At 42.3% G+C, this 26023-nt stretch carries 26 protein-coding genes; 11 read left to right on the forward strand and 15 right to left on the reverse strand.

The genetic code is table 11. The features are described from left to right. The 6 genes from IEW93_RS01295 to IEW93_RS01320 form a co-directional block, all read right to left on the reverse strand. Complete coding sequence (locus IEW93_RS01295) at positions 1 to 708, reverse strand: hypothetical protein (RefSeq protein WP_188736128.1); 708 nt, start codon at positions 706 to 708, stop codon at positions 1 to 3. Beyond that, a complete protein-coding gene (locus IEW93_RS01300) occupies positions 689 to 2365 on the reverse strand; it encodes an IMCp domain-containing protein (RefSeq protein ID WP_188736130.1) in 1677 nt (558 codons plus the stop codon). Before IEW93_RS01300 ends, IEW93_RS01295 begins: the two co-directional genes overlap by 20 nt. Then, positions 2365 to 3495 carry a hypothetical protein gene (locus IEW93_RS01305; RefSeq protein WP_188736133.1) on the reverse strand — a complete coding sequence of 377 codons (1131 nt, stop codon included), beginning with the start codon at positions 3493 to 3495 and terminating at the stop codon, positions 2365 to 2367. The genes IEW93_RS01300 and IEW93_RS01305 overlap by 1 nt, the downstream gene beginning before the upstream one ends. Before the next feature lie 508 nt (positions 3496 to 4003). Then, entirely contained in the window at positions 4004 to 4366 is a 363-nt protein-coding gene (locus tag IEW93_RS01310) for a hypothetical protein (protein ID WP_188736135.1), read from the reverse strand. Between the two features lie 485 nt (positions 4367 to 4851). Next, on the reverse strand, positions 4852 to 5286 hold the full coding sequence (locus IEW93_RS01315; protein WP_188736137.1) for a dCMP deaminase family protein: 435 nt from the start codon (positions 5284 to 5286) through the stop codon (positions 4852 to 4854). 106 nt (positions 5287 to 5392) lie between these two features. Continuing rightward, the gene (locus tag IEW93_RS01320) at positions 5393 to 6358 is read right to left on the reverse strand and encodes a LysR family transcriptional regulator (RefSeq protein WP_188736139.1); all 966 of its coding nucleotides are present in this window, start codon (positions 6356 to 6358) and stop codon (positions 5393 to 5395) included. Positions 6359 to 6694: 336 nt separating this feature from the next. Between IEW93_RS01320 and IEW93_RS01325 the strand changes: the two genes are divergently transcribed. From IEW93_RS01325 to IEW93_RS01340, 4 genes are all read left to right on the forward strand, one after another. Continuing rightward, on the forward strand, positions 6695 to 7453 hold the full coding sequence (locus IEW93_RS01325) for a DUF4437 domain-containing protein (RefSeq protein WP_188736514.1): 759 nt from the start codon (positions 6695 to 6697) through the stop codon (positions 7451 to 7453). Between the two features lie 567 nt (positions 7454 to 8020). Further along, positions 8021 to 8365: a type II toxin-antitoxin system RelE/ParE family toxin gene (locus IEW93_RS01330; protein ID WP_188736141.1), complete on the forward strand. Its 345-nt coding sequence runs from the start codon at positions 8021 to 8023 to the stop codon at positions 8363 to 8365. Position 8366: 1 nt separating this feature from the next. Beyond that, a complete protein-coding gene (locus tag IEW93_RS01335) occupies positions 8367 to 8642 on the forward strand; it encodes a helix-turn-helix domain-containing protein (RefSeq protein ID WP_188736143.1) in 276 nt (91 codons plus the stop codon). A 164-nt stretch (positions 8643 to 8806) separates the two neighbouring features. Then, complete coding sequence (locus IEW93_RS01340) at positions 8807 to 9046, forward strand: DUF4440 domain-containing protein (protein ID WP_188736145.1); 240 nt, start codon at positions 8807 to 8809, stop codon at positions 9044 to 9046. A gap of 196 nt (positions 9047 to 9242) precedes the next feature. On the opposite strand, the gene IEW93_RS01345 is transcribed toward IEW93_RS01340, so the two are convergent. From IEW93_RS01345 to IEW93_RS01375, 7 genes are all read right to left on the reverse strand, one after another. Next, positions 9243 to 9542 (reverse strand): type II toxin-antitoxin system RelE/ParE family toxin, encoded by a 300-nt coding sequence (locus tag IEW93_RS01345; RefSeq protein WP_188736147.1) that lies wholly within the window; start codon positions 9540 to 9542, stop codon positions 9243 to 9245. 7 nt (positions 9543 to 9549) lie between these two features. Further along, positions 9550 to 9792: a type II toxin-antitoxin system Phd/YefM family antitoxin gene (locus IEW93_RS01350; RefSeq protein ID WP_188736149.1), complete on the reverse strand. Its 243-nt coding sequence runs from the start codon at positions 9790 to 9792 to the stop codon at positions 9550 to 9552. Between the two features lie 835 nt (positions 9793 to 10627). Further along, positions 10628 to 12562 carry a B12-binding domain-containing radical SAM protein gene (locus IEW93_RS01355; RefSeq protein WP_188736151.1) on the reverse strand — a complete coding sequence of 645 codons (1935 nt, stop codon included), beginning with the start codon at positions 12560 to 12562 and terminating at the stop codon, positions 10628 to 10630. 69 nt (positions 12563 to 12631) lie between these two features. Next, a complete protein-coding gene (locus IEW93_RS01360) occupies positions 12632 to 12952 on the reverse strand; it encodes a helix-turn-helix domain-containing protein (RefSeq protein ID WP_188736153.1) in 321 nt (106 codons plus the stop codon). Continuing rightward, positions 12949 to 14274, reverse strand: coding sequence for a type II toxin-antitoxin system HipA family toxin (locus IEW93_RS01365; protein ID WP_188736155.1), 1326 nt, complete (start codon positions 14272 to 14274; stop codon positions 12949 to 12951). The genes IEW93_RS01360 and IEW93_RS01365 overlap by 4 nt, the downstream gene beginning before the upstream one ends. 149 nt (positions 14275 to 14423) lie before the next feature. Next, entirely contained in the window at positions 14424 to 15101 is a 678-nt protein-coding gene (gene mtgA, locus IEW93_RS01370; protein ID WP_188736157.1) for a monofunctional biosynthetic peptidoglycan transglycosylase, read from the reverse strand. Positions 15102 to 15260: 159 nt separating this feature from the next. Further along, positions 15261 to 15893, reverse strand: coding sequence for a DsbA family protein (locus tag IEW93_RS01375; protein WP_188736159.1), 633 nt, complete (start codon positions 15891 to 15893; stop codon positions 15261 to 15263). Positions 15894 to 16070: 177 nt separating this feature from the next. Between IEW93_RS01375 and IEW93_RS01380 the strand changes: the two genes are divergently transcribed. The 4 genes from IEW93_RS01380 (at position 16071) to IEW93_RS01395 (ending at position 21200) form a co-directional block, all read left to right on the forward strand. Further along, the gene (locus IEW93_RS01380) at positions 16071 to 17348 is read left to right on the forward strand and encodes a glycerophosphodiester phosphodiesterase family protein (protein WP_188736161.1); all 1278 of its coding nucleotides are present in this window, start codon (positions 16071 to 16073) and stop codon (positions 17346 to 17348) included. A 331-nt stretch (positions 17349 to 17679) separates the two neighbouring features. After that, complete coding sequence (locus IEW93_RS01385; RefSeq protein WP_188736163.1) at positions 17680 to 18633, forward strand: TAXI family TRAP transporter solute-binding subunit; 954 nt, start codon at positions 17680 to 17682, stop codon at positions 18631 to 18633. A 105-nt stretch (positions 18634 to 18738) separates the two neighbouring features. Continuing rightward, on the forward strand, positions 18739 to 20796 hold the full coding sequence (locus IEW93_RS01390; protein ID WP_188736166.1) for a TRAP transporter permease: 2058 nt from the start codon (positions 18739 to 18741) through the stop codon (positions 20794 to 20796). Next, entirely contained in the window at positions 20796 to 21200 is a 405-nt protein-coding gene (locus IEW93_RS01395) for a DUF1850 domain-containing protein (RefSeq protein ID WP_188736168.1), read from the forward strand. Before IEW93_RS01390 ends, IEW93_RS01395 begins: the two co-directional genes overlap by 1 nt. Positions 21201 to 21313: 113 nt before the next feature. On the opposite strand, the gene IEW93_RS01400 is transcribed toward IEW93_RS01395, so the two are convergent. Next, complete coding sequence (locus tag IEW93_RS01400; RefSeq protein ID WP_188736170.1) at positions 21314 to 22237, reverse strand: manganese-dependent inorganic pyrophosphatase; 924 nt, start codon at positions 22235 to 22237, stop codon at positions 21314 to 21316. Between the two features lie 260 nt (positions 22238 to 22497). After that, on the reverse strand, positions 22498 to 22959 hold the full coding sequence (locus IEW93_RS01405) for a NanQ anomerase/TabA/YiaL family protein (protein WP_188736172.1): 462 nt from the start codon (positions 22957 to 22959) through the stop codon (positions 22498 to 22500). Positions 22960 to 23064: 105 nt separating this feature from the next. Here IEW93_RS01405 and IEW93_RS01410 point away from each other — a divergent pair, with 105 nt between their 5' ends. The 3 genes from IEW93_RS01410 (at position 23065) to IEW93_RS01420 (ending at position 25959) form a co-directional block, all read left to right on the forward strand. After that, positions 23065 to 24123, forward strand: a complete 1059-nt coding sequence (locus IEW93_RS01410) for a patatin-like phospholipase family protein (RefSeq protein WP_188736174.1) — start codon at positions 23065 to 23067, stop codon at positions 24121 to 24123. Between the two features lie 215 nt (positions 24124 to 24338). Beyond that, entirely contained in the window at positions 24339 to 24917 is a 579-nt protein-coding gene (locus tag IEW93_RS01415; RefSeq protein ID WP_188736176.1) for an LON peptidase substrate-binding domain-containing protein, read from the forward strand. Positions 24918 to 24993: 76 nt separating this feature from the next. Next, positions 24994 to 25959: a pseudouridine synthase gene (locus IEW93_RS01420; RefSeq protein WP_188736178.1), complete on the forward strand. Its 966-nt coding sequence runs from the start codon at positions 24994 to 24996 to the stop codon at positions 25957 to 25959. Positions 25960 to 26023: the final 64 nt, after the last annotated feature.

The following is a 26023-nucleotide window of genomic DNA, read 5'->3' on the forward strand; positions in this document are numbered from 1 at the left end:
TTAATTTAATAATTCTGGGATTTCGTTAATCTTTGCATCCCCTATAGTGGGCGTTCCATCAATAATTTTTCCATCACAGTTGATGTATATTTTCCCATTGCGACGAACTTGGCTACATTCCTCGGGAATAATTTGTTTTTCAACAGGAACTTCAATTCTTTTCTCTACCGGCACTTCAACTTTTCTGATGACTTCTTTAATTAGTGGGGCTTCCACTGTCCACCTGTAAACTCGAAACAGCAGAAGAGCGAGTAGTGTAATCATCAGCAGTAAAAATAGTACAATTAATATTCGTTTCATCCACTGCCAAATGTGGGCAGCCCTATCTGTTTTGGACTGTTTTTCGAGTGCCTGATAGCGTTGGTCATAATTGTATTTACTATTCAGCTGAGCAGTTCTTTGCTCATCTTGCAATTTCGTTATCTCAAGTTGGATTTCGGCTAATCGTTTACGTTCTTGTTCAACTTTGATCTGTTCTTGGATATCTTCTTTTTCGGCTTTAGGGTCGACTATTTTGACAGGCTCAGATTTTATTGAGTTGCTTTTAGTAATATCGGACGCATTGTTCTGGATATCCATTTTGATTGGGTGTTTATCTGAAGCGTCAACTTTCGTAGCTTTGTCATTGGTCTTGTTTTTGCTCTTGTTCGGTTTATTAAGCTTGGCTATCTCATGACGCCTTAAGTAGCTAAGATCTAGGCTGTGCATGCTGGGCTTCCTCAAAATTGAATACTTCATGCTTATCTTTTGGCTGAGAAACTGTGTCCAACTGATTATCTGCACGTACTGAATTTTGTTGAGTCCTAGCTTCTTGATTTAATATTGGTTGCGCCTTAAGTATTGCTTCAAGTTCTTCGCCCGTAATGCCTTCAGGAACTGGGATTATGCGCTCGTGCACCAATATCTGCGGATCAGGAATAAAGTAGGGCACAGGGACTTCTTTTATTCTATCAATGTAAACTGGGACCTGTTGGTCAACTTTAACTATGCGATCTACTTCAACAGGGACTTCGACACGCACCTCAACGGGGATTTCTTTGATTACTTCCACTGTTTTTTCTACAATAACTTCGACTTCAATAATCTTGTCGACTAGTTTTTCAACTTCAACCAGCACTTCAACAATTTTATCAACTTCCTTTTCGACAATAGTCGGTATCTCAACTATTCGTTCAACTTCTTTGATTCGAGTTTTAGTGCGTCGATTAGCCCACACTCGAAAATAGCGAATTAATCGCATCATTAGTACGCTACGAATATCTTTTTGCTCTTGAAGCACGCAATGTCTTTTAGCATTTTCTCGTTTTTTACGTAATAGTCGTGCACGGAGTTGTCGTGTTAAACGAAGGATTAACTTGTTTGTTACCGAAGATTTTTCACTCAGCTGGTTTCTTCGTTTTTCTCTAGCTTTACAATTTTCAGGCGAATTTAGAGCGTTATATAGATTTAGTAGAAAATACATTGGGTAGATCAATCCTGAGACGAAATTTATAAAAACACCAAAGGGATCTTTAGGTTGCCAGCCGAACCAACCTGTGATTTTTAGTACTATATTGGCATAAATATTTTGTTTTTGTTCAAAGGCAATTTGTGTGCCTGCATTTTTATCACGGTTATATTTTGTCATAGATAAAGATTGATTGATTGTACTCGATAGAATATCTAACTCTTCCTCTTTACGGTTGATACGAGCATCTAGGTTGTTGCGTTGATTACTTAAGCTTTGAAGATCTTGACTAATTCGATTTGCTTCGTCTTCATATTTATCTACAGCAGCCTTGCAGTCTGGAACGTCATTACATACAAGTGCTTTAAGTCGGCGGTCGCTGGCTAGTTGATTGGCGTGGTTAATTTGCTGGTTCTTAAGATCCATGCTTGAGATAATTTCACTGCGTTGCTGGCGTAACTGTTCAAGCTCTTGCTTAATATCAGCTTGTGCATTGCGACTTTGCTCAACTAGTTGCTCATTATTACGGTTATATTCGTTATCAATTTGTACGTTAGTGAAATCTTTGGTTGCCAGATTTGATAGATAGCTGTTAATACCACTGAAGCTTAACGCGAAAAAAGCTAATGTAACTGCGCCTAGTGCCCATTTTAAAATTCGACTAGTGCTAGGCCAATGATAAATAACTTGAGAGCTCCACCATAGCACTGCAAGTTCGGTTACGCCTAGTAGTGCAGCAAATGGGGTTGCTATACCAAACCATTTTTCATCGGGGAATAAGTTGCCATAGCCTTGTACATTAAAAATGACAATCAATATGCCCATAATTAAGGTGAGAAACATAATTGACAAGCTTTTTACTTGCGGCAATTCTAAGTTCAATGTACTCCAAACGCGCTTATTCTGAACTGATTCCATTAGTAGACCTCAACTTGCATATACTTGCTAATCGTGCCGGAGCGTAGGATATACATATCGTCACGACCATACTGTTTCATAAAAATATCATAGAGCGCATGATCCCCTTGGATGTAACTCCAATAAGGCTGATATTCATCATAAACTTGCTTAATAAATTCAGGGGTGTCTTCTTTAGTCGGAATATAAGGTCGATGGAAACCTATCTCAGCACCTTTCTGAATGCGTTTTTTTACACCAGAAGCAAAAATAAAACCACACGAAGAATAACAACGCATATGTTTATCACTGTCGGTAGTCCAGTTATTTTGGCGAATGTAGTTGCCAATCAGTAGTCCCTCTTTCACTAACCCGCCAGGACTGTGGAGCATAAGACGCTTTAGCTCAATACCACTTTCTTTATAAAAGTTGATATAACGCAGCATTTTTTCATGAGCACCCGTCAAAAGTGGCCCTTCACCATAGAGATAGTGACCATTATCATCTTCACCCAGCATAAATATAATCTTATTAGCATGCTGTAAGGGGTGCTTGTATCTATCCGGGGCTCGTATGTCAGGCATGATTTTTGGCAGCGATGGTGGTTCATGCGGTATATTCGATACTTGCGTCGTTTCAGATGCATCATCGTGTTTTTCTGAGCTTTGGTGTCGTTTAGTGTTTGGAACTTGTGGTTTAGACTCTGTCGATGGCGTAGACACTGCTTCAGTGGATATTTGTTTGGTATCTTTTGGCATGTACTCTTTTGTCGTTGGATCAGAAATTGGCAACTCGTATTTTTCTTCTAACGGTTGTCTAATCTTTGTTGCGGGAACCATAAATGGTTTTGTTTGAGTCTCTATTGGTGTTATCTCAGCTGGTTTTGACGGTGTTGAGGACTTCCTAACTGTGTTTGTATCATTTTTTAGCTGATATTCAGCCGTCGCATCTTGATGAGATGTAGCCGTTTTCAATGTACTGGTTAATGGCTTTACGTATTGCTCTTCTGATTGTTGAATTTCAACCGTCATAGACGCTTGCGTAGTGCTACTCTGTTGACTCTTGCTATTTTGGCAGCCTGTAGATAGGAAGATAATAACTATTAATAAATAACTATTAATAAATGGGGCGTGAGTTGATTTTTTCATCATTTCTCTGCTTCGCTTTAACTCAAATATCTCTTAAAGTAATTTTGGTCAGGGTTAAAAGTGAATGGGTCAGCGTTACCTATTATATAAACTAATTACCCAATCGTTTATTTGGAAGATCAAGGGGGGAATAAGCGCTGTGCTATAGCTTTGTGTAAATGATAGCGCTGTGGTTATAGATTCATCCCTGATTTGATTCTTTCAGACTAACTCTTTCATAAAAAAGTCGTCTGAACGCATTCCTTCTTTGCTGAAACAATAACTGGTTTTTACGCTTATATTCAATATCTTTATAGCTATTTTATAACAATTATTTCATTGAATAAGTATGGGTTGCCTTAACAGCTTTACAAATGGTGACTTTGTCGTGGAAAATCTGTTTGTTTAGATTTTAGCAGGGGCCTGATTAAGCTAAAACAACAATTTATTCTGCCCCTACTTGTAGTGGTCACCTAAACAGAAAAAGGCTAGCTAACATATAAGCACACTCGAATACAGTCTGCAGATAAAACTAAGTACACCGAAAATAAATATATGTATATGTTGAAGATAATGTTTGAGCAGTAAAACCTGTACTGGTCTCGTTTATAAAGGTTGTAGGTGTTGTTTCTGAATCGGCCTCATCTACGAGCTCATACTTGCCATTGCATAGGTTATACATTTTCTTATATGCATCTTCTCGTCTTGCTTCTCTAACGAATTCAGCACCTTCGTTTAGATATCGCATAATACCAATATTATTAGCTTTAGGTGTTTCATTTTGAGGTGCATATTGGCTTTGTTTAGATACTTCACCAGGTTTCCTTAATATATCAGCAGAAGTGCAGCCTGAGAGGAAGATAATGGTAGCGATCGGTACAATAAAATATTTCATAAACATCCTTGAAAAAACTATCGTTGTTTTACCTATAAATACTTTTTAAACTAGTGAATCTATAAATAGTTCACATTATTTTAATTTTATATATTTACTTGATAATTATCAAGAATTAGGTTTTTTTTGGGGCAGGATTTAGTTGGGTTCTAAACTAAAGTATAACCTAGTCAAAGTCTTCATTTATATTGTATGCGTCCGGCAACTATGCTTGCTTTGTTTTACCAGTCAGGGTAAGAGATTGTTGAGGTCACAATCAGGGTCTGTTACTTGTTCTAAGTAGTATTCGGTTTAATCGAACGGTTTGACCTTATTCGCTTTTGCCGTTTCTATGATGCTGTACAAAAAAAGCAAACACCTGGATTCCGGCTTAACTGCATTGCCGGAACGACGTTGAAAAATAGGATTAGTCTACTTGCACCCCATTAACCATTTTGTGCTGATTGATATTAACTGCATTGCCGGAACGACGTTGAAAAGTAGGGTTAATCAACTTGCATCCAATCGACTTGAACACCGGCTTGCTCAAACATATCTTCGCTGACTTTAATTTTGTCGCCCCAACGTGACAGAAAATCGTCGTTGGGTTTTGGGCTATGTACTGCGCGTAATCCAGTTTGGATAATCTTGGCGGCGCAGTTAGGGCAGGGGAAGTGAGTTACCCAAATCTCACAACTACTAAGATCTCGCTTGGCATGTAATATGGCATTTTCTTCTGCATGGAGTGTTTTTAGCAGTTTCATTTCGCGGTTATCGGTTTCAGCGCTGTCAGATATTCCGTGAGGATAACCATTAAAGCCTAGCGAGACGATGCGATTGTTTTCGGTGATGACCGCGCCGACTCGGGTGGAGGGATCTTTACTCCAAGATGCTACGAGTTCGGCCATTTGTAAAAAACGTATCGCCCATTTTGTCATCATCTTTTTGCCGTTCCTATGCGTTATTTATTACGTTAACGATCACGTTAACAGTTGCTTTAACTATTACTTTAACTAGGCGCTATTTTCTATGCAGAACAGTGATAAATCAACCTTCAATTGATTCATCTGTTGGCCACTCGTGTTCGGCTAGAATATGGTTTTCAACGAGTTCAGCTCTCAGCCCATTAATTTTTTGTTTTAGCTCATCGCGGATCAAACGGATAGCGGGTGTGATCATCTGCCTGCTTGGTAATACTAACCATAATTCTGTCACTGGGATTTGGTAATCTGGCATCACTCTTTGTAGTCGTCCTGCTAGCATGTCTTGGGCGACATCAATAGCTGATTTTTTTGCAATGCCAACACCGTCAACACACCAGCGGCGCACCAGATCGCCATCGTTACATGCCCGATTACTGGTCATCTTAATTTTATGCTCTTGGTCGCCATGAAGTAACAACCAGCTGTCATGGGTCACTTTATACAACTTATAAAGTAATGCATTGTGTTCCATGAGTTCGCTTGGATTAGTTGGTGTGCCGTGTTTGGCGAGGTACTGAGGTGAAGCACATAAAAAATGTGGGATGTTACAGATTTTAAAACCATAAAAATTCGACTCGTCTGCCGCGCCTGCGATCATTGCTCGTAGCGCCACATCAACGCCATCACGATAAAAATCAACTTGGGTATCACTAATATGTAGACGTAAAGTCACATCGGGGTGGTGCGCTAACACATCATTGAGTAACTCTCGCATAAGATTGCGGCCCATCTCCGACGACATCGCCATGCGCACTTCGCCATTGATAGATTGACGTTCGTCGTTTATCGCGAACTGGCCTTGCTGCAATAAATCCAGTGCTTGCTGACATAATGGAAGATAACGTTCGCCCTCAGCAGACAAACGTAATTGCCTCGTGGTGCGCACAAATAACTGCACCCCGACTTCATTTTCTATACGCTTTAACGCAATACTTGCAGCAGAAGAGCTAATATCGAGTTGATTAGCGGCAGCTGTGATAGATTGAAGTTCTGCGATTTTAAGCAGTACCCGTAAATCAGCAATCTTCATGTATCTTCCTGTTGTATGTCTATTCTTCCAAAAGCAGCTTAATGAGCATCAGTTTTGCAACGTAATGTTAATACGAAACGCTATCTGATTATCCACGTTTTCGCGAAAGTATATTAAAGATTACCCCGTTTATCGAATAAATATAAAAGACTATCATGACTACATTATTTCGATGCACATACCGATTTACCGCTAAGATACCAATATCGCTGAGGCGTTATAAATTGATTTTTGTTTATGCATCGATGAAAGCAAGACCACTTTTTCTTTTAATATGATGGAATGTAACTCATGAATAGATTAACAATGACCGCTATTGCAGGCCTTTTAGGTGCGATGACTTTACCCGTGATGGCAAATGACCATACTGTTATTTCTACCGACAATATTGATTGGGGAATGCTTAATCCTGCACGCGGTGACGCCAGCCCGAAAGCGGCAGATCTGTGGGGTGACCGTACTAAAGACGTGGCGACCGGAATGCTGGTGAAGTTTAAGAAAGGCTTTTCATCTCCACCTCATATTCATAACATCACTTACCGCGGTATCGTGATTGAAGGCTTAATGCATAACGATGACCCAGGTGCCGATACTATGTGGCTACCAAGCGGATCGTTTTGGACTCAACCTGCCGGTGAGAACCATATCACCGCCGCCAATGGCGACGATAATCTTATTTACCTCGAAATCGACAGCGGCCCATATTTGGTTAAACCAGTAGATCAAGCATTTGATAATGGTGAACGTCCGATTAACGTGTCTGAAAACAACTTGTTTTGGTTAAATGTAGATGACGCAACCTGGCTTAAAGCGGGCAATGCCCAAATCAGTTACCTATGGGGCAAACCAGACGCCGCCAATGGCAGTTTTGTTAAACTCCCTGCTGGTTTTAAAGGCACGATTGAAAGCGACAGTGCACTTAAAGCTGTAGTGGTAAAAGGCAGCGCAACCTATCAATGGGATAATCAAAAAACGTTAACAGCATTAACGCCAAGCAGCTTTTTTAGCTCAGATACACAGGGTAAACATGTGATTGATGCTAAAACGGAAGTGGTGCTGTATGTCAATTCGACAGGATCGTTTAACGTAAAATAGCTTTTTGTTAGTAATGGCCTAATCAGAGTAAAACCGTGCCACCCATTGTTAATTTTTGACCGAGCTTTGTAGTTTCTGCAGATTAAGATAATGCCGATAAGGTGAATCATGATTGATTTACGAGGCGACCGTCCGCCCCATGGACGGGGCGGCTGAGCTACAAGGACTTTATATTTCAAAAGAAGTGCTGCGTGTCGTTGAGTGAATGTCATGGTTCGCCACTAAAGTGAACTTAGACGGTTCTACTTTTATTTTGACGAAGCATAAACACCTGGATCCCCGATAAAAGCACTCGAGGATGACGGCGTAGAGCTGGATTCATTCCGAAGAATATAACCGTACCACCCATTGTTAATTTCCATTTGCTAGTAGTTAACGTTTAATAACAGCATGTTATTTAAACGGTGATCTCCCTGCAGAGGACTTTCACCTCATTCGTTGATGCCCATGATGGGCGTACACAATTCAATCCAGCCTACCGCTAGCGTGTCGACTGATTAAGGTGTTAACTGTACAAAGCGAAAAATTCCAGCTTGCAAAAGTTCACATTGGTGTTAACATTTGTGTATGAGAAATATAGACTTTTATACTACCGAAGACGGTAAATGTCCGATAGCCGAATTTTTAGATTCACTTTCGGGTAAGCAAGCGCAGAAAGTAGCTTGGGTACTTCAGTTAATTGAAGAATTGGACAATATTCCAACAACATACCTTAAAAAACTGGTTAATACTGACAATATCTGGGAAGTGAGAGTACAAGTTGGTGGGAATATATTTCGTTTATTAGGCTTTTTTGATGGTGATAACTTAGTTGTTCTTAATCATGGTTTTCAAAAGAAAACACAAAAAACGCCACCAAAAGAAATCAAAATTGCAGAAAGCCGTCGTAAAGACTATTTAGCGAGGAAATAATATGAGTGACTTAAAAAAATATTTAGCTAACCGTAAAGCAAGTGACATCGATTTTTCTGACGGATATGAAGAAGGTTATCAATCATTTAAATTTGGTGCCTTGTTGAAAGAAGCGCGTAAAGATGCAGGATTAACTCAGGTCGATCTAGCAACAAAGCTCCAGACACAAAAAAGTGCTATATCACGAATAGAAAACCATTCAGATGATGTTAAATTATCAACCCTTGAACGCTTTGCCTCTGCATTAGGTAAAAAATTAGAAATTCGCTTGGTGTAAGGAATACAGTTAACTAATAAGGATAGGCCGTGTGAAGCCGCGTCCTTATTCCAAGTGTACTTTTGTAACGCGAATAGCCCGAACACGTGAGAATGACTCTTTATTATGTAAATAACAGCGCTAGAAAATGCTCGGTTTGAGGCGTTAAGGTGATTGGAGAGTTAATGCAAAATTTAAAGTGTGAACTAATAAAGCTTGAGCAACTCTTATTAAGATCAGATGTAAGGGCCTCGCGAGAAGAACTAGAACGATTATTAGCTGACGATTTTATGGAAATTCCAAGCACAGGCATTCCATTTTATAAAACTGATGCTTTAAACCGAATACCAGATGAAGTTAATCCAGAGTTTACTCAACAAAACTATGAACTGAGAGTACTATCAGAAAATGTAATGCAGCCGTGATGACTTCAAAGGCATTTGGGTGCGCAATTCGGGCGCATTGGCAAATGGTTTTTCATCAAGGCACTCCCTGTGAGCCATTTACAATATCAACTCAACAAGCAATTCTAGCTGACGCCTTCGGAGCAGCTGAATTGGGCGTTTTAGTTTGTATGGATACAATCCCGCCCCAGTTATGATCTTTAGGGTGAAAGTCGTGTTATTTCAGATGATTCTGGGGTAGCTGTGATTGACCTAAGACAGCAACGACTAAGATAAAGTCATGTTCTTTGGTGAAATAAGCAGTGTGTTTTCCAATCGGGAAGTAAAAGCCATTTGGGTATATGTCGTCACAGCTTCTTCCAAAACCGGGGTTATCAGCTAGCATTTGAAACCCTGATAGCAGAGAGTCTTTGTAGTTGTGCCACTGCAATTCAGAAAAGTTTTCAACAGTGTAGTTTTTTACTTTGCGCAAGTGATATTGCGCTAAGTTACTTAGCTTGTATTTGTTCTTTTGCATAAGTTAGTTATAGCGAATTCAGAAAGCTTTCGCCATCAACAGCGTTTTTATTGTCCAAGTCTTCTTTCGCAGACTTAAAGCAGTGTTTGAGGTACTCAACTTTCATAGCTTCTAGCTCTTCAAAGTCACGCATGGACATGACAACGACAGTATCTTTACTGTTTTTGCTAATTTTTACTGGCTCACGTTGTGCGCTTAAAAGTAGTTCGCCGAAATTTCGTTTGGCATCATTCGCTGTTAATGTATGCATGGTCAGTTCTCAATTGAGGGTACAGTTAGATTATAATAGATCGCATGAAATGTTCAATTTAATTAAATCGTGTGATTTGTGCGGTATGCAAACTAACTAACAAATAAGGATGGGCCGTGTGAAGCCGCGTCCTTATCCTAAGTGTACTTTTGTAACGCGAATAGCCCGAACACGTGAGAATGACTCTTTATTATGTAAATAACAGCGCTAGAAAATGCGCGGTTTGATGTGCTAATTTTCTGTAGCCAGTAAGCCCTATTAGCCTCTTTGCTAATTTTTTAACAGTATATTTCAGTATCTTAAATTAACTTTTTCATCGTATTGATTAAGCCATTATCCTTATTATTTTTCAGCGTTAGGTAATGAGCCGTAAGTTTGTCGGTTGAATTTAATCGTGTCATCCATTGTTAATTTTTGACCGAGCTTTGTAGTTTCTGCAGATTAAGATTATGCCGATAAGGTGAATCATGATTGATTTACGAGGCGACCGTCCGCCCCATGGACGGGGCGGCTGAGCTACAAGGACTTTTTATTTCAAAAGAAGTGCTGCGTGTCGTTGAGTGAATGTCATGGTTCGCCAATAAAGTGAACTTAGACGGTTCTACTTTTTTTGACGAAGCATAAACACCTGGATCCCCGATAAAAGCACTCGAGGATGACGGCGTAGAGCTGGATCCCCGATAAAAGCACTCGAGGATGACTGCTTAGAGCAGGATTCCTTCCGGTAACGTCCTTGAGCCGGGATCTTAGCATTGCCGTAAAGGCAGAGTCTTAGCATTGCCGGAATATGACGAAATCAGGTAATGACTGTTGGGGTTAACCCAAGCCTGCCTATTTACTCTTCATGACTTAAAATAAAATTACTAATGGCTTTTGATATCATGTCTTTTTTCATTGTGGTGCGTGTTACTGGTTGGTCAAACCAAAAGCTCATGGGTTGGTCGAAACCGATACCGTGCATGTAGTTGTAAAGTGCTTTGCGCAGGCCTTCGCCGAGCATGTCGTGATCTGTGCCGGTTGGGTCGGTAAAGTCGACATCGTTTTCAGCAAAAAATACTTCTGGGCGTGGATCTAGGGTGATGCCAAACTCTTCCGGGTTCATGCCGATTGGGCTATGGGCGGTGGCAACAAAACGGTGCCAGTAGGCCGACTGAAAACAGCCTTGTTGCATCAACTGACGCACCATTTCTAATGCATCAACGGTTTCTTGCTCGGTTTGCGTTGGGAAGCCATACATTAAATATGCGTGTACCAAAATGCCCGCGTCGCTAAATGCTTTGGTAACCTGGGCGACGCGCTCAACACTGACGCCTTTTTTCATCAGCTTTAATAATCTGTCTGACGCGACTTCAAGGCCGCCGCTGACGGCGATACAACCAGAGTCTGCCAATAGCTGACAGCGTGCTGGGCTAAAGGTGCGCTCAAAGCGAATATTGCCCCACCAACTGATCACTACGTTGCGTTCAATTAATCGTTTTGCAAAAGCAAATAAGGTTTTGGGTGGCAAGGCTTCATCAACAAAATGAAAACCAGTTTGTCCGGTTTCAGCAATCAAGGCCTCGATGCGGTCGACCAAAACATCTGCGCCTGCGGTATCGTAGCGGTCGATATAATCTAGGCTGACATCGCAAAAGCTGCATTTACGCCAATAGCAACCATGGGCGATGGTTAATTTGTTCCAGCGACCGTCACTCCATATGCGGTGCATTGGATTGAGCATTTCGCATAACGACAAATACTCAGTTAATGGCAGACCATCGTAAATTGGTGCGCCGACTTCAGATTGTGGAATGTCGTGCAGCTCAGTATTTTGATTAAGATGAACATAAGGCTCGCCGTTTTCATCTTCTGCCAGAAAGTAAGTACGTACTAGCTCATCGACTTCGCGCTTGCCTTCAAAGTACTCAAGTAACGTCATTAGTGGACGTTCGCCGTCGTCGAGACAAATAAAGTCGACAAATTCGAATATGCGTGGGTCTTTTAATGCCCGCAGCTCAGTATTAACAAAGCCGCCACCCATTACCACAGGCAGCTCAGGATTAATGGCTTTACAGGTTTGCGCAATGCGTAATGCGCCAAGCATATTACCAGGGAAAGGCACGGTTAAGGCGACCACACTTGGCTGGGTTTCTTCTAAATATTGCTCAACGAGCTGCTCTAAAATATCCGAACTAAAGCTTGGTTCACCCGTTAAGGTGTTGTAAAGGTCGTCAAATGTTGGGTTAGCTGCGGCGAGGCGCTCACCATAACGGCTGACCTCAAAGTAAGGGTCAACACCTTGGGTGATCACGTTCGACAGATCGTTAATAAATAACGTTGCCAAGTATTTAGCTTTATCTTGCACGCCAAGGTTACCAAAAGCGGCTTGCAGTACGTCGCCCGACACGGCTTCCATTTGTGCTATGGCGTCAAAGGCTGGGCCTTCGGGTAAAAAGCGACGGGTGTTAATGCGCATGGCTAGGCTTGGGTCTTTGCCTTGCAAAAAGCGAATAGCAGGCTCAACGGTGAGGTGGTAACGATCAAATTCGGCTAAAAAATTAAAAATAACATCTGGCAATTCATCGTCTTCAAATTGCTCAAAGTTTTCTTCTACATGCTGACGGATCACCTCCAGCGCAGGCGCTGTCATCATTTCAAGAAACAACTCAATGGCAGGATCTCGTTGTACCGCCTCATAGCCGCGTGAGCGTAAAAAACCCGTTAAATACGCCGTTGCCGGATAGGGCGTATTCAATTGGGTCATTGGAGGGGTCATCAGAAGAACGGTCATAGCCTGCCTTTATCGTAAAGCCTACAGAAATAAGGCTGCATTCTAGCAGCAAATATGGCTCAAATCCTGTTAATTAAGGCTTTCATCTTGCTTAGTGTCAGTCATAACGTATTTGGCGATATGAGTATTGATCGGCGTCAGCCCAGACTTCATACCAAGGGGTTTGAATACTTTGTCGATAATACTTTGTGCCTGACTTCCCTTGTCTTGTTCTATATCAGTTAAGGTACGCCGACTGACGCCAACTAACGCAGCGTAGCGAGTTTGAGACATTCCCAGCACCTCTTTTCGCAAGCGCTTTAGCATTTCTCCCTGGCTGACCTCACCTAATAAGTGTTGCTGTAATAGCGTTATCAGCAAAGACTGACGTTGTTCTGCTGTCATGTTCATATTAGCCCCCAGCGTGCTAATTTAGTGTCTAACCATTTAACTTGAATGACATCTAAAACGCGTTCGGGAACGCCTCTAGCGTGTAAACGTTGCTGTAAGCCAACGAGTTTCTCAGCTGTTTTTTTGAGAGCTAACAATGACGTTTCACCCGGACATAAATCATTGAGTTCATCTGTAATCGCTTGCCAACGGTATTCGCCACCTTCTTCAAAAGGAGGATCCCATTTTGTCGTTCTAGTAACATTTTCTGGATCAAGTTTCATCGGTGCAAAGTCATAAATAGGCGATAACCAAATGTTGTTAGGCTGTTTAAGAAGCGCCGTGTTACGACCATGATTATCAGAGTTACCAAAGGCGATATTTAGCAAATCGCGTGTTAACCATTCACAGACAAAATCAGCTGTATTAAATGTGTTTGACTGCTTTTGTAACACAGAGCATACAGATCGAATGACCATAAAATGATTGAGATAACTCCCTGCAGGTTCATTTAAAACAGAAAAAATAGACTCAAGTCCGAAGCGTTCCCAGTGGTTTCCATTCCAAGCAGTGTCAAATCTAGGTAACCATAATGATGGATAGCGACTGCCTTCAAGTAACTTCATATCCTTGATACTAATGGTATTAAACCCCATGGCTGTGAGTTCATGATAGAAGTGATACTCGGCACGTAAAATGTCACAATCATCTTGTGTTCTACGCCCTCTGGGGAACTTAACTAGATAATGTGCATCGGCGATATCGTGTTGGGTTTGAAAAGTATCAATCCATATTTCATCTTGCTCAGAAACGCGTAACAATAGTTTAGGAGCCTCGCCACCGGCGCCAGTCGCCCCACCGCTAATCGCACCCATTTCTTGAGCATATTCTAGAAAATTTGACTCCCGCTCAACGATATCATTAACACTGAATTTGCGAAGATGAAGCGTTGAGTCTGGTGGTAGAGTAGGCAAAGATTGCTTAATTCTTAAATTACCCACAGGGGCAATGGTTGCTTTTTCAAGTAAAAATGAATCTTGCTCTGCAGGCGATAATAATTGAATTCCCCAATAGTTAACTAAATAACGGCGAGCGGCACCAGCAGGGGCAATATCTTCTAAAAAACCGAACCATCGGTCTGCTTCATGTTCAATCATGATCTGTATTGGCAGGGTTAAACTACAAGCATGTTCATCATTGTAGTTTAACCAATCAACAGCATAGTCTAGTTCATACCCTAATCGAGTTTGGCTGCTTAGCCCTTTTTTAGGGTTCACTAGGGTTAATGAGGCAATATCAAGCCATTGTTGTTGTATCAAAGCTTGGATAGTGAGCGTTTTCATAACAAACCTATAATGAGCATTATATTGCTCATTATAGACACTAAAAATGTTTTTTGAGAATTATATTGCTCATTTTTGTAGTAAAAATCGAATAATGAGCAATATATTGCTCATCTTGTGCTTTTTAAGAGGCGTTCTTTAAGCTCAGGCTATTTAAGAATAGGGGTTAAATAACCCATGCCGAGTTGACGCATTTGCCGCTCAACCCACACAACGCGTTGGCTAAGATACGGGGTTAAGTAGTTTGGGTTACGATTACGTGGGCTGGGTAATAATACCGCCAGTTTGGCTGCGTCTTTATTACTTAAGTACTTTGCGGGCTTATTAAAATAGTATTGGCTGGCGGCTTCTACGCCATAAATGCCTTTACCAAATTCGGCTACGTTTAGGTACACTTCTAAAATGCGTTTTTTGCCCCAAATAGCCTCAAGGCCCACCGCTAAAAAGGCTTCTAACCCTTTGCGTACAAAGCTTTGTCCTGGCCACAATAAAAGATTTTTTGCGGTTTGTTGAGTAATGGTGCTGGCACCACGTAAGCCCTGGCCGTCATCGTACTGCTCAATCGCTTTGCTGATAGCATTAAAATCGACGCCATAATGTTGAGGGAAGAGCTGATCTTCAGAGGCGACCATGGCAAGTGGTATGTGGATCGGTATTTCATCAATGCTGATCCATTGATGGCTCACGGGGTAATGGCTTTGCAGCATAAATGAGGTGGTGGGTGGCGGTACAAACCTGAGCAACAGTAACAGTAGCGCCAATAACGCTAAAAAACGCCACGTTACGTACCATGTCCAACCGAAAAAACCGCGTTTACGATCTGTCATTCATTGCCTCAAGTTAGGTGTCACGTGATGCTTAACGAGCAAGAGTATAGAATATTGCTAATTAAAGCGAAACGCCTGCACAAGTTTAGGCCTAGCACTAAGACTCTAACACCTAGAATCCCATACCCAACCTCTAGAATCTAATCCCTCTAGCATCACTTAAATCTTCGCCAATACAGTTTGAATGTCTGCCAAACTGGTTTGCCAGTACTGATAATCAAGCTTTATGGGGTAAGCGTGATTGTTGGCGACGAGCACTAAAGAGGGGAATCCCTGGATGGGTAATTGGCGAGCAAAATGAATCTCTGTTTGCAGTTGCTGTTCAATTTGCTCACTTGATAATTGCAGCTTAAATTGCTCAGCATTGATACCTAATGATGCTGCTAAGTCGCACAGTATGTCTATATCAGAGGGGTTGCGTGCATTTAGGTAATAAGCATGTTGTATGGCATTGACCATGGCTTGCTCTTGACCGTATTGGCGCGCGACCAGAGTGGCACGGCAAGCGAGGTAGGTTGAGCGCCGCGGCTTACCGTTGCGCCAAAAATCGTGATTAAACTCGGTACCTAATTGCTGGCTAATCTTTTGCCAGGTTTGTTCAAGCATTTGCTGCATCGACTCAGGCATTGGCTCTGATGAGTCAGGCGCTAAACCGCCAACAAGGTAGGTGACATTTAGTTGCACTGCCAGTTGTAGCTGAAGTTGTTGTTGCAACATGTCCCATGTAGGGCGATATCCCCAGCACCAACTACACATAGGGTCGTGAACATAATACAGTGTTGCTTTAGCCATGGTGACCTCAAGTGTTAATTGTCATATAACTTCATTATTTCATTCATATACAACCAATAGACTAAGGCATCTCAACACTCTATGCCATTCAAATAAGTGGCGAGTACTTGTTGAGTTAAAGGGTGCAACACATCGTCAGTCACGTTAAATTAACGGGTACAGTAAAGGAGTGATGGAATGGCAAGGAACAGCAAAACAGTATTGAGTGCGTTGATAATATTGAGCAGTGTAGTGTGTATATCAGCGTGTAATAGTAACAGCAGCGATAACACATCAACAACCGATGTTGATAAAAGTGTCAGCGCGCAAGTGGGCCCGAGACCACTGTTTTTAGTTGACCAAATGCAAGAGGGTGAGCTTAAAACCCAATTAGCGCAATGCGAGTCTGGCCCATTTTACCGTAGCGACTTTTCTATTGGTCACCGTGGTGCCTCAATGCAGTTTCCGGAGCACACTAAAGAAGCTTATCAAGCGGCCATTGATTCTGGCGCGGGTATTGTTGAATGTGATGTGACTTTTACCAACGACAAAGCCCTGGTATGTCGTCATTCTCAGTGCGACTTAGCTACCACTACTAATATTTTAGCAATACCAGAACTTGCCAATAAGTGCTCGGTGCCATTTACGCCAGCCGATGTTGCAAACGGTGTTAGCGCAGCAGCCACCTGCTGTACTAGCGACATTAGCCTAGCTGAATTTAAAACCTTAAAAGGCAAGATGGACGGCTTTAATCCTAATGCGACAACAGTGGCTGAGTTTATGGATGGCACCCCAAGTTGGCGCACAGATTTATATGCAGGTACCGGTACTTTAATGACTCATGCCGAAAGTATCGAATTGTTTAAATCGGCGGGCGTAAAAATGACCCCAGAGCTTAAATCTGCCAATGTAAGCATGCCGTTTGATGGTTTTAGCCAGCAAGATTACGCACAAAAATTGCTTGATGAATACACCGCTGCGGGTGTTGATGCATCGCAGGTGTTCCCGCAATCATTTAATTTAGATGATGTGAAATACTGGATTGCCAACGCACCAGAGTTTGCTACTCAGTCGGTTTATTTAGACGACCGTTATGATATGGCAGGTTTTGACCCACAAAACAGTGCGACATGGTCTCCGAGCATGGACGCGCTGGTCGCCGATGGCGTGAAGATTATTGCACCGCCATTGTGGATGTTAGTCACCTTAGATGACAATAACGCCATTGTACCGTCTGAATACGCCAATGCCGCTAATGCCGCAGGACTAAAAATTATCGCATGGTCGCTGGAGCGATCTGGATTACTCAGCGAAGGTAACGGTGGTTGGTATTATCAAAGTATTGCAGATGCGATTGATAATGAAGGTGACACCTATGAGTTAGTTGATGTGTTGGCCAAAGATGTGGGTGTGATTGGGATATTTTCAGATTGGCCCGCCACTGTCACTTACTACGCTAATTGCATGGGAATGTAATCAACAGGCCATGGTTTACTGCTAAATCTACTCTCACAAAAACCATGATGAAAGGTGTCAATTTTGTTGGCACCTTTTTTATTGCTTTTTAATAAGCCGACTATACTCAAGCTTCGATTGTTTTTTTATCCTGTTGGATAAAAAACAGGCTTTTGATTGGCTTTTACTCATAGATATTTTTTGAACTGTTAGCGAAGTGACTGAAATCGTGAAATAAATAGTGCTTACGCTCACGGTATTAGCCTTTAGTCTATATAGATCACACTAAAGGTCGGTGTTACGGTATCAACAAATAATATACATAACCATATAAGAAATAAGGACATTGCAGATGAAACTTACCAAACGCTTTTGTATGATCGGCGCTGCGGCTGCGTTATCAATTAGTACTGCGGTCTTGGCCGCACCTACGTTTATTAACATTCTTACCGGTGGTACGAGTGGTGTTTATTACCCTATCGGTGTGGCATTGTCTCAGCTTTATAGTAATGGTATAGAAGGTTCTAAAACTTCAGTGCAAGCGACTAAAGCTTCTGTTGAAAACTTAAACTTATTGCAAGCTGGCCGTGGTGAATTAGCGCTCGCGCTGGGTGATTCCGTGTCTGCAGCCTGGGAAGGCGATAGCGAAGCTGGCTTTAAAGCACCATTGAAAAAACTTCGTGTTATTGCTTCAACTTACCCTAACTTTATTCAAATCGTGGCCAATAAAGATGCTGGTATCAAGACATTGGCTGACTTAAAAGGCAAACGTATTTCGGTTGGTGCACCTAAATCGGGAACTGAGCTGAATGCCCGTGCTATTTTTGCTGCAGCTGGCTTAAGTTACGACGACATGGGTAAGGTGGAGTTTTTACCTTATGCAGAATCAGTCGAGCTAATTAAAAACCGCCAACTTGATGCAACGCTTCAATCATCTGGTCTTGGTATGGCTGCTATTCGTGATTTAGCCGCTACAATGCCAATTAACTTTGTGGCGATCCCTGAAGACGTCGTTGCTAAAATTAATAACCCTGCTTATCAGGTTGGGGTGATTACGGCTAATACCTACGAAGGTCAAACTGAAGATGTGAGTACGGTTGCAATACAAAACTTATTGGTAAGTCACAGTAAGGTGTCTGATGACGTGGCCTACCAAATGACCAAGTTAATGTTTGATAACCTTGAGCGTTTAGGTACTGCACACTCAGCAGCGCAAGACATTAGTTTAGACAAAGCCACTAAAAACTTACCCATTCCATTGCACCCTGGTGCCGAGCGTTATTACAAAGAAGTCAATGCGCTGTAACGCCTAGTTTACTTTGTTAGCGCTTGTTTGGATTAAGACCAAGCAAGCGCTAAGTTGTTTTTTAGACATACCGATTTTTAGCAGTAGTCCGTATAGAGGCATATCATGAGCGATCCATCCATCAACCCAAACCCTGCGTTTGAGCAAGGTTTAAGTGCCGACACACGTAATTGGCCAAAAGCGTTATTTTTTGTCGCGTTGGTTTTTTCTATTTTTCAAATAACCACAGCAGCGTTTCATCCGGTTTCAACCCAGGTTTTACGCGCTGTTCACGTGGGCTTTTTATTACTAGTTGTGTTTATCAGTTATCCAGGATGGGGTAAAAACAAACCCTGGCAACCTTTGGCCTGGGTATTAGGTTTAGCGGGTATGGCAACCGCAGCATATCAATGGGTATTTGAGGCTGACTTAATTCAGCGATCTGGTGATTTAACTCAGGCCGATATGATTATTGGTACCTTGCTGGTGGTGCTGGTGTTTGAGGCGGCAAGGCGCGTGATGGGGATAGCCTTACCGATTATTTGTGGTTTGTTTTTGGCTTATGGTTTATTTGGGGAGTTTTTGCCTGGCGAACTCATGCACAGAGGCTATGGTGTTGACCAAATTATTAACCAATTATCGTTTGGTACTGAAGGCTTATATGGCACACCTACCTATGTGTCGGCCACCTATATCTTCTTATTTATTTTGTTTGGTGCGTTTTTAGAACAAGCCGGGATGATCCGCTTATTTACCGATTTTGCCATGGGGTTATTTGGCCACAAGGTGGGCGGTCCGGCAAAAGTGTCAGTGGTGTCGTCGGCCTTAATGGGCACCATTACCGGTTCTGGGGTGGCTAATGTGGTGACCACCGGCCAATTTACTATTCCATTAATGAAGCGCTTTGGTTATCGCCCTGCTTTTGCTGGTGGCGTTGAGGCCACGTCCAGTATGGGTAGCCAGATTATGCCGCCGATTATGGGCGCGGTGGCGTTTATTATGGCTGAAACCATTAACGTGCCGTTTATTGAAATTGCTAAAGCGGCCATGATCCCTGCGGTACTGTATTTCTCTTCAGTGTTTTGGATGGTGCATTTAGAAGCCAAGCGCGCAAAACTGTCGGGCTTACCAAAAGATCAATGCCCCGATCCCTGGGCGGCAATCAAACTGCGTTGGTACTTATTAATCCCGTTGTTTATTTTAATTGGTTTGCTGTTTTCGGGCCGTACGCCGCTGTTTTCTGGCATTGTGGGGTTAGCATTAACCGCGATTGTTATTTTAGGCTCAGCGATTATTTTAAATGTGTCATCTAAGGCGATGCGGATTGTTTTTTGGATAGCCTTAGGTGTGTTGTGTGCAGGCTTTTTCCAATTGGGTATTGGCGTAGTATTTTGCGTTATTGCACTGCTGGTGGCGGTGAGCTGGTTTGTGAAAGGCGGTAAAGAAACCCTCACATTATGCGTACATGCATTGGTTGAAGGAGCGCGTCATTCAGTGCCCGTGGGGATTGCCTGTGCGCTGGTAGGGGTGATTATTGGCATTGTGTCGTTAACTGGTATTGCGTCGACATTTGCAGGTTATATTTTGGCAATTGGCCAAGACAATTTGTTTTTGTCGTTGGTGTTAACTATGGTGACCTGTTTGGTATTAGGTATGGGGATCCCTTCTATTCCTAACTACATTATTACCAGCTCAATCGCCGCACCTGCTTTATTAGACCTAGGTGTGCCATTAATTGTGTCGCACATGTTTGTGTTTTATTTTGGCATCATGTCCGATTTAACTCCGCCAGTGGCATTGGCCTGTTTTGCCGCAGCGCCCATCGCCAAAGAGAAAGGCTTAAAAATCAGTTTATGGGCTATTCGCATTGCCATTGCTGGATTTATTATTCCGTTTATGGCGGTGTATGACCCTGCATTAATGCTTCAAGGTGGCGGCGTGCTTGCTACCGTGTTTGTGGTGTTAAAAGCCACGGTTGCCATTGGTATTTGGGGCGTAGTGTTTACTGGCTACTTATTACAAAAGCTGTATATTTGGGAGCGTATTTTAGGTTTTGTTGCTGGTGGTAGCTTAATATTAGCTACGCCATTAAGTGATGAAATCGGCTTTTGTCTAGCATTGGCGTTTATTTTGCAACATGCATGGCGTGCTCGTAAGTTAAAGCGTTTGGCGCAGGAAGACTAATGCTAGGGCTATGTTTGGGGTTAGCAGGCAGCATTTGGGCACAGGTGCCTGCTGAGCAAATGACCTTGTCGTGGACTCATACTATTGAAAAAATTCGTTGGGCAGAAGATTATCGCATTTTGCCTAACGGTTTTATTCTTGAACAGGCCAGAGTGAAAGGCAGTGGTGCTGGAATGGAAATCCCCGCAGATGCAGTGCTAAAAGATGGTAGTTGGCACTATCAACCTAAGTTACCGCTGTTGCCTACGCTAAGGCTTGGGCGTACTCCTGAGGCTGGAGATTATCAACTGTGTGTGTCATCGGCCAATAACAAAGTGCAATGTCATGCTATGAGTTACTGGGTGGGTGAGCCTACCACCGCGCAGCCTTCGATAGAGTTGTGGGCATGTGATATTCCTAATTAGGTCTTTGGGCTATTAAGAGCCGATAAGTGACGCATAAAAAAGCTGAATCGATTGACTCAGCTTTTTTGTTTTTCATCACGGGTTAGATTAACACGTAGTTAATCTTGCGCGATTTAGCTTGCAAATGCGTCTTGCAGTGCAGGCACAACTTGTTTTTTACGGCTTAGCACGCCATCTAACCATACACGGCCATCAACCGTTGGTTTGCCATAAGCGCGCTCGGTTAAGTCAGCTGAATCAGAAATCACTAACATTTCTGAGCCTTCTTTCATGATATCGGTGAGCAGTAATAACACGCTGTGACGATTGCCTTCCGCTTTGAGTTTGGCGATGTCAGCTTCTAAATCGGCTTTGATGTCGTCAAATACTGATAAGTCGATAACTTCTAATTGACCGATACCGATTAGGTTTCCGTTCATGTTGAAGTCTTTAAAATCGCGCATAACAAGGTCACGTGCTGGTGTGCCTTCAACGGCTGATTTGACTTTAAACATGTCCATACCGACTGCTTTAAAGTCTTCTATACCTGCGATTTCAGCTAAGGCTTCAACGCAACGAATATCAGCAGTAGTGCAGGTAGGTGATTTGAAAATAACCGTGTCGCTTAAAATCGCGCACATCATGATGCCTGCAATATTTGCTGGGATTTCTACTTGGTAAAAATCGTACATCATTTTAATGACGGTGTTGCTGCAACCCACTGGGCGGATCCAACATTCTAGTGGAGTAGATGTGGTTAAATCGCCCAATTTATGGTGATCAACAATACCGACGATAGTAGCCTGGGCAATATCGTCTGGCGCTTGGGTGATTTCAGAATGGTCGACAATATACACATCTTCGCCAGCATAGCTGGTTTTGTATTCTGGCGCTTCAAAACCAAATTTTTCTAAAATAAAGGCGGTTTCAGGTGATAATTCACCTAAACGTGCTGCAATTGCAGGCTCGCCGATTTGGTTTTTTAAATATGCTAATGCGATTGCACCACAGATTGAATCAGAATCAGGGATCTTGTGACCCACTACATACATTGCCATTGAAAGACTCTCCTATAAAGTTGTGCTGATTTTAACAAGGATTAATGGCCACCGCATCAAATAATACCGCGTTTTTTTCACCAATAAATCGTAAAAAAAGCCCCGAGCGGAGAGTCTCGGGGCCTTCTTTAATGTTGCTCAGGGCATGTATTGTGACGCGATATGATTAATTTCAAACTGAGCTAACAGTGTTAAGCATAGCGTAATATCATTATGTTGGAGCAAAATAAATGTAGCGTCTAGGTAAAATGAAGACGTTGCTATACGCGAACTTTAATAACCACTTTACGCACTTGTTGTGGCGTGTCGCTTGTACCCGGCATGTGAATGTCCCCCGGGAAAAACAAAGCAAACATACCGGCTTTTAACGGGATAAACGCTGCGTCTTGCTTATTCGATTCATAATCATAATTAGCATAGTCATGGTCGGCAAAATAAGCTTTAGACGGGGTTTGCTCTGCTAAAGGCAAATAACCAAATTCTTCTTCGCCACTGACCACGTATTGCACATCAATGTATTTTTGGTGTGCTTCAAACGGTTGCGTGTGTTTAGGCTTTGTTTGATAGTCATTAACGATCACAAAAATATCTTTGCCATCTAACGGGTAATTGCCTACCTCGAGTTGACTAAAATCGGTTTCTGCAAGGTGTGCGAGTGCCGTTGCTAAGCGTGGGCTGAGTTGTGTATAGAGGTTACGATTTGCTAGAGTATCGACAATCATAAAAATCCCGTAAGATATAAACCATAAAAACATGATAGCTTGTTAACTAAAGAGCATACAGTTTTACAGTAATATCAGCATTATAAAATTAAGAAGGATTGTAAATTGCCTGCATTACGTTTACTTGCTGGACCAACCGCTTATGAACAAATAGAAGCGAATGGCTTACAACAATCATTATTTACTCAATTATTTGCAGCTTCAGGTGGGCCTAAGTGGCTTGCCATTGCTGGGCTAGATAAATATTTATTTAGTGAATTTTTTCAAGGCCGTGAAGACCCCCTTTATACAATGGGAGCATCTTCTGGTGCGTGGCGATTAGCCTGTATGGCGCAGCAAGATCCTATAGCGGCCTACGAACGTTTAGAGCATTTTTATATTAATCAACGCTACGATGTGGCTAAGCCGACGCGCGAGCAAGTTAGTGCGCAAGTGCTGCAAATTGTTGATGGTATTTTGGGTGAACAACAAGGCGCAGATATTTTGGCTAACCCATTGATCCGTCATCATATGGTGGCTTGTCGTGCACGCCATTTAAACCGCATTCACGCCAAATTTGGTTTAATGGTTGGCTTGTCGATGGCGGCTGTGAGCAATATTGTTAACCGTAAAAGTTTAGGTTGGCATTTTGAGCGAGTTATTTTAAGCCATAAAGATGATGCATCGCCCTTTAGACGCTTAAAAGATTTGCCAACAAAACATGTTGAATTAACCGAAGATAATATTCGTCATGGATTATTGGCGACGGGATCTATTCCGTTATTGCTTGACCCAGTTAAAGATTTGCAGGGTTCGCCTAAAGGCCATTATTACGATGGTGGCATTACCGATTATCATTTTGATATGCCCCTGCCTGCGGCAACGGGTTTGAGTTTGTACCCGCACTTTTATCCTTATATGAGCCCAGGTTGGTTTGATAAGTCATTATTGTGGCGTAAAGCAAAAGCGAACTATCATAATGGGCTTATTTTGGCGCCGAGTAAGCAATTTATTGCCAGTTTACCCTTTGGTAAAATTCCAGATCGTGAAGACTTTAAAAACCTCGATGCCGATAGCCGCATTGCGTACTGGAAACAAAGTGTGCAGCAAAGCCAGGTGCTTGCCGACGAATTTGCTGAAATTGTGGCTTCGGGTAACATTATGGATCGTATTGAACGTCTGTAACATTGAGTAAACCTCGCTTATTTGTCGTTTTACGTAATACAGCCTGGCTAAATCAGGTCTAATGGAATAGGTAGTTAAATAGGTCGTTGTTGGTCAATGTCGTCAGTTAGCATTATTTAATGATGCTAATCTTGTTGAAATATTGACCACTGCTACACTTATTCTATTGATTTGATTTTGGTTCAGTAACTTCACCTATGGTGTGGGAGGCTGCTATGCAAACACAAGAAATGGCGTTATTAATTCAAGATGGCGTGCTATTGCCCGGCGGACGACTCGAAATTCGTATCGCATCGCCGTGCGATTTAAGCATGGTTGCTCAAGTGTTGAGGGGCCATTATCACCTTGCATTTGCCGCACTAAAAGCCAACAGCGAACTTCCTTGTTACCACAGCGCTACCCGCTGCAATATTATCGATTTTAACCAATTAGCCGATAACAGCCTCAGTATTGTGATTGAAGGATCGCAACGGGTTAAAATTTTATCGGCAGCACAGCAACGTGATGGTAGTTGGATTGCTCGCGCATTACCTTGCCCAAATTGGAGCCAGGAACCGATCGCCGGTGAATTTGAGATAATCAGCGCTGCACTTGAGCAATTTTATCAAGTGAATCCTGACTTGCTTGAGCTCTATTCGCAAGTGCATTTAGAAGATGCTTCATGGGTCAGTCAGCGTTGGCTTGAGGTGTTACCTATGTATAATCGCGACAAGCTTGTGTTAGTCGAGCAGCCAAATTGTCATAAAACCATGGATTTTGTATTGCAACTGCTTAAATCTCATGTCGATGTGTAAGCGGTGCATCATGGGCGATACACTGTTAATATAGGGTGATTAATCCTTGTGTTTATAGCGTGTATTGCCCATTTTTATGTCAAATGATCCAGCCTCACCTACCACCTCTGCTATTGCAGCCCAACCTTCGTATATTGTATTACCTCGTGAAGGTGAGTTGGCTGGAAAGCAATATCAAACCGTTTTTGCATTTTTAGTCGATCATTTTAAGCAAATTGACGCTAGTGTATGGCGACAGCGCATTAACGATGGCAAGGTGCATTGGCAAAATGGCGAGTTGATTAATGAAAACACGGCTTATCAAGCCACTGCTAGAGTGTATTACTATCGGGAGGTGCAGGCTGAAACAAAAGTGCCGTTTAGTGAGCAGATCCTTTTTCAAGACAATGACACGATTATTGTTTATAAGCCGCATTTTTTACCGGTGACGCCAGGAGGTAATTACGTTAACGAATGTTTAGTGCATCGATTACGTATCGCCACCCAAATAGAGACGGTCGCGCCCGCCCATCGGCTTGATAAAGATACTGCTGGCGTGATGTTAATGACAGTCAATCCATATACGCGACACGCTTATCATCAACTGTTTTTAGACGATAACATCACTAAAGATTATCAGGCCATTGCCAAAGTAACGCCTGAGATATTGACACAATTAGCCAACAACACTTGTAAGTTACCTCTTAGTTGGACGGTTAAAAACCGCATAGTGGCAGCCAACCCCAGTTTTACCATGCAGGTAGTAGAAGGTGAGGCGAATAGCCATTCAGAAATTAGTTTGGTAGCGGTAAAACAAGGCTTGGGCTTATTTGAGCTGAGCCCGATCACCGGGAAAACCCACCAATTACGTGTGCACATGCAAAGCTTGGGGATGCCGATATTGCATGACCGCTTTTATCCAGTGTTACAGCCTAAAGGGCCTGATAATTTTGCTAAGCCTTTGCAATTATTGGCAAAGCGATTACGTTTTACCGATCCTATTAGTGGTATTGCGCAAGATGTGCAATGTAAGGGATTAGACTTATCAGCAATGTTAGTGTGATTAAAAAAAACCGCCATCAAGTTTGATGGCAGTTTGGCTTTAGGTGATAAAATAGTGATGATTA

This window comes from Shewanella inventionis, from assembly GCF_014641855.1.
In the GTDB taxonomy this organism is placed as follows: domain Bacteria; phylum Pseudomonadota; class Gammaproteobacteria; order Enterobacterales; family Shewanellaceae; genus Shewanella; species Shewanella inventionis.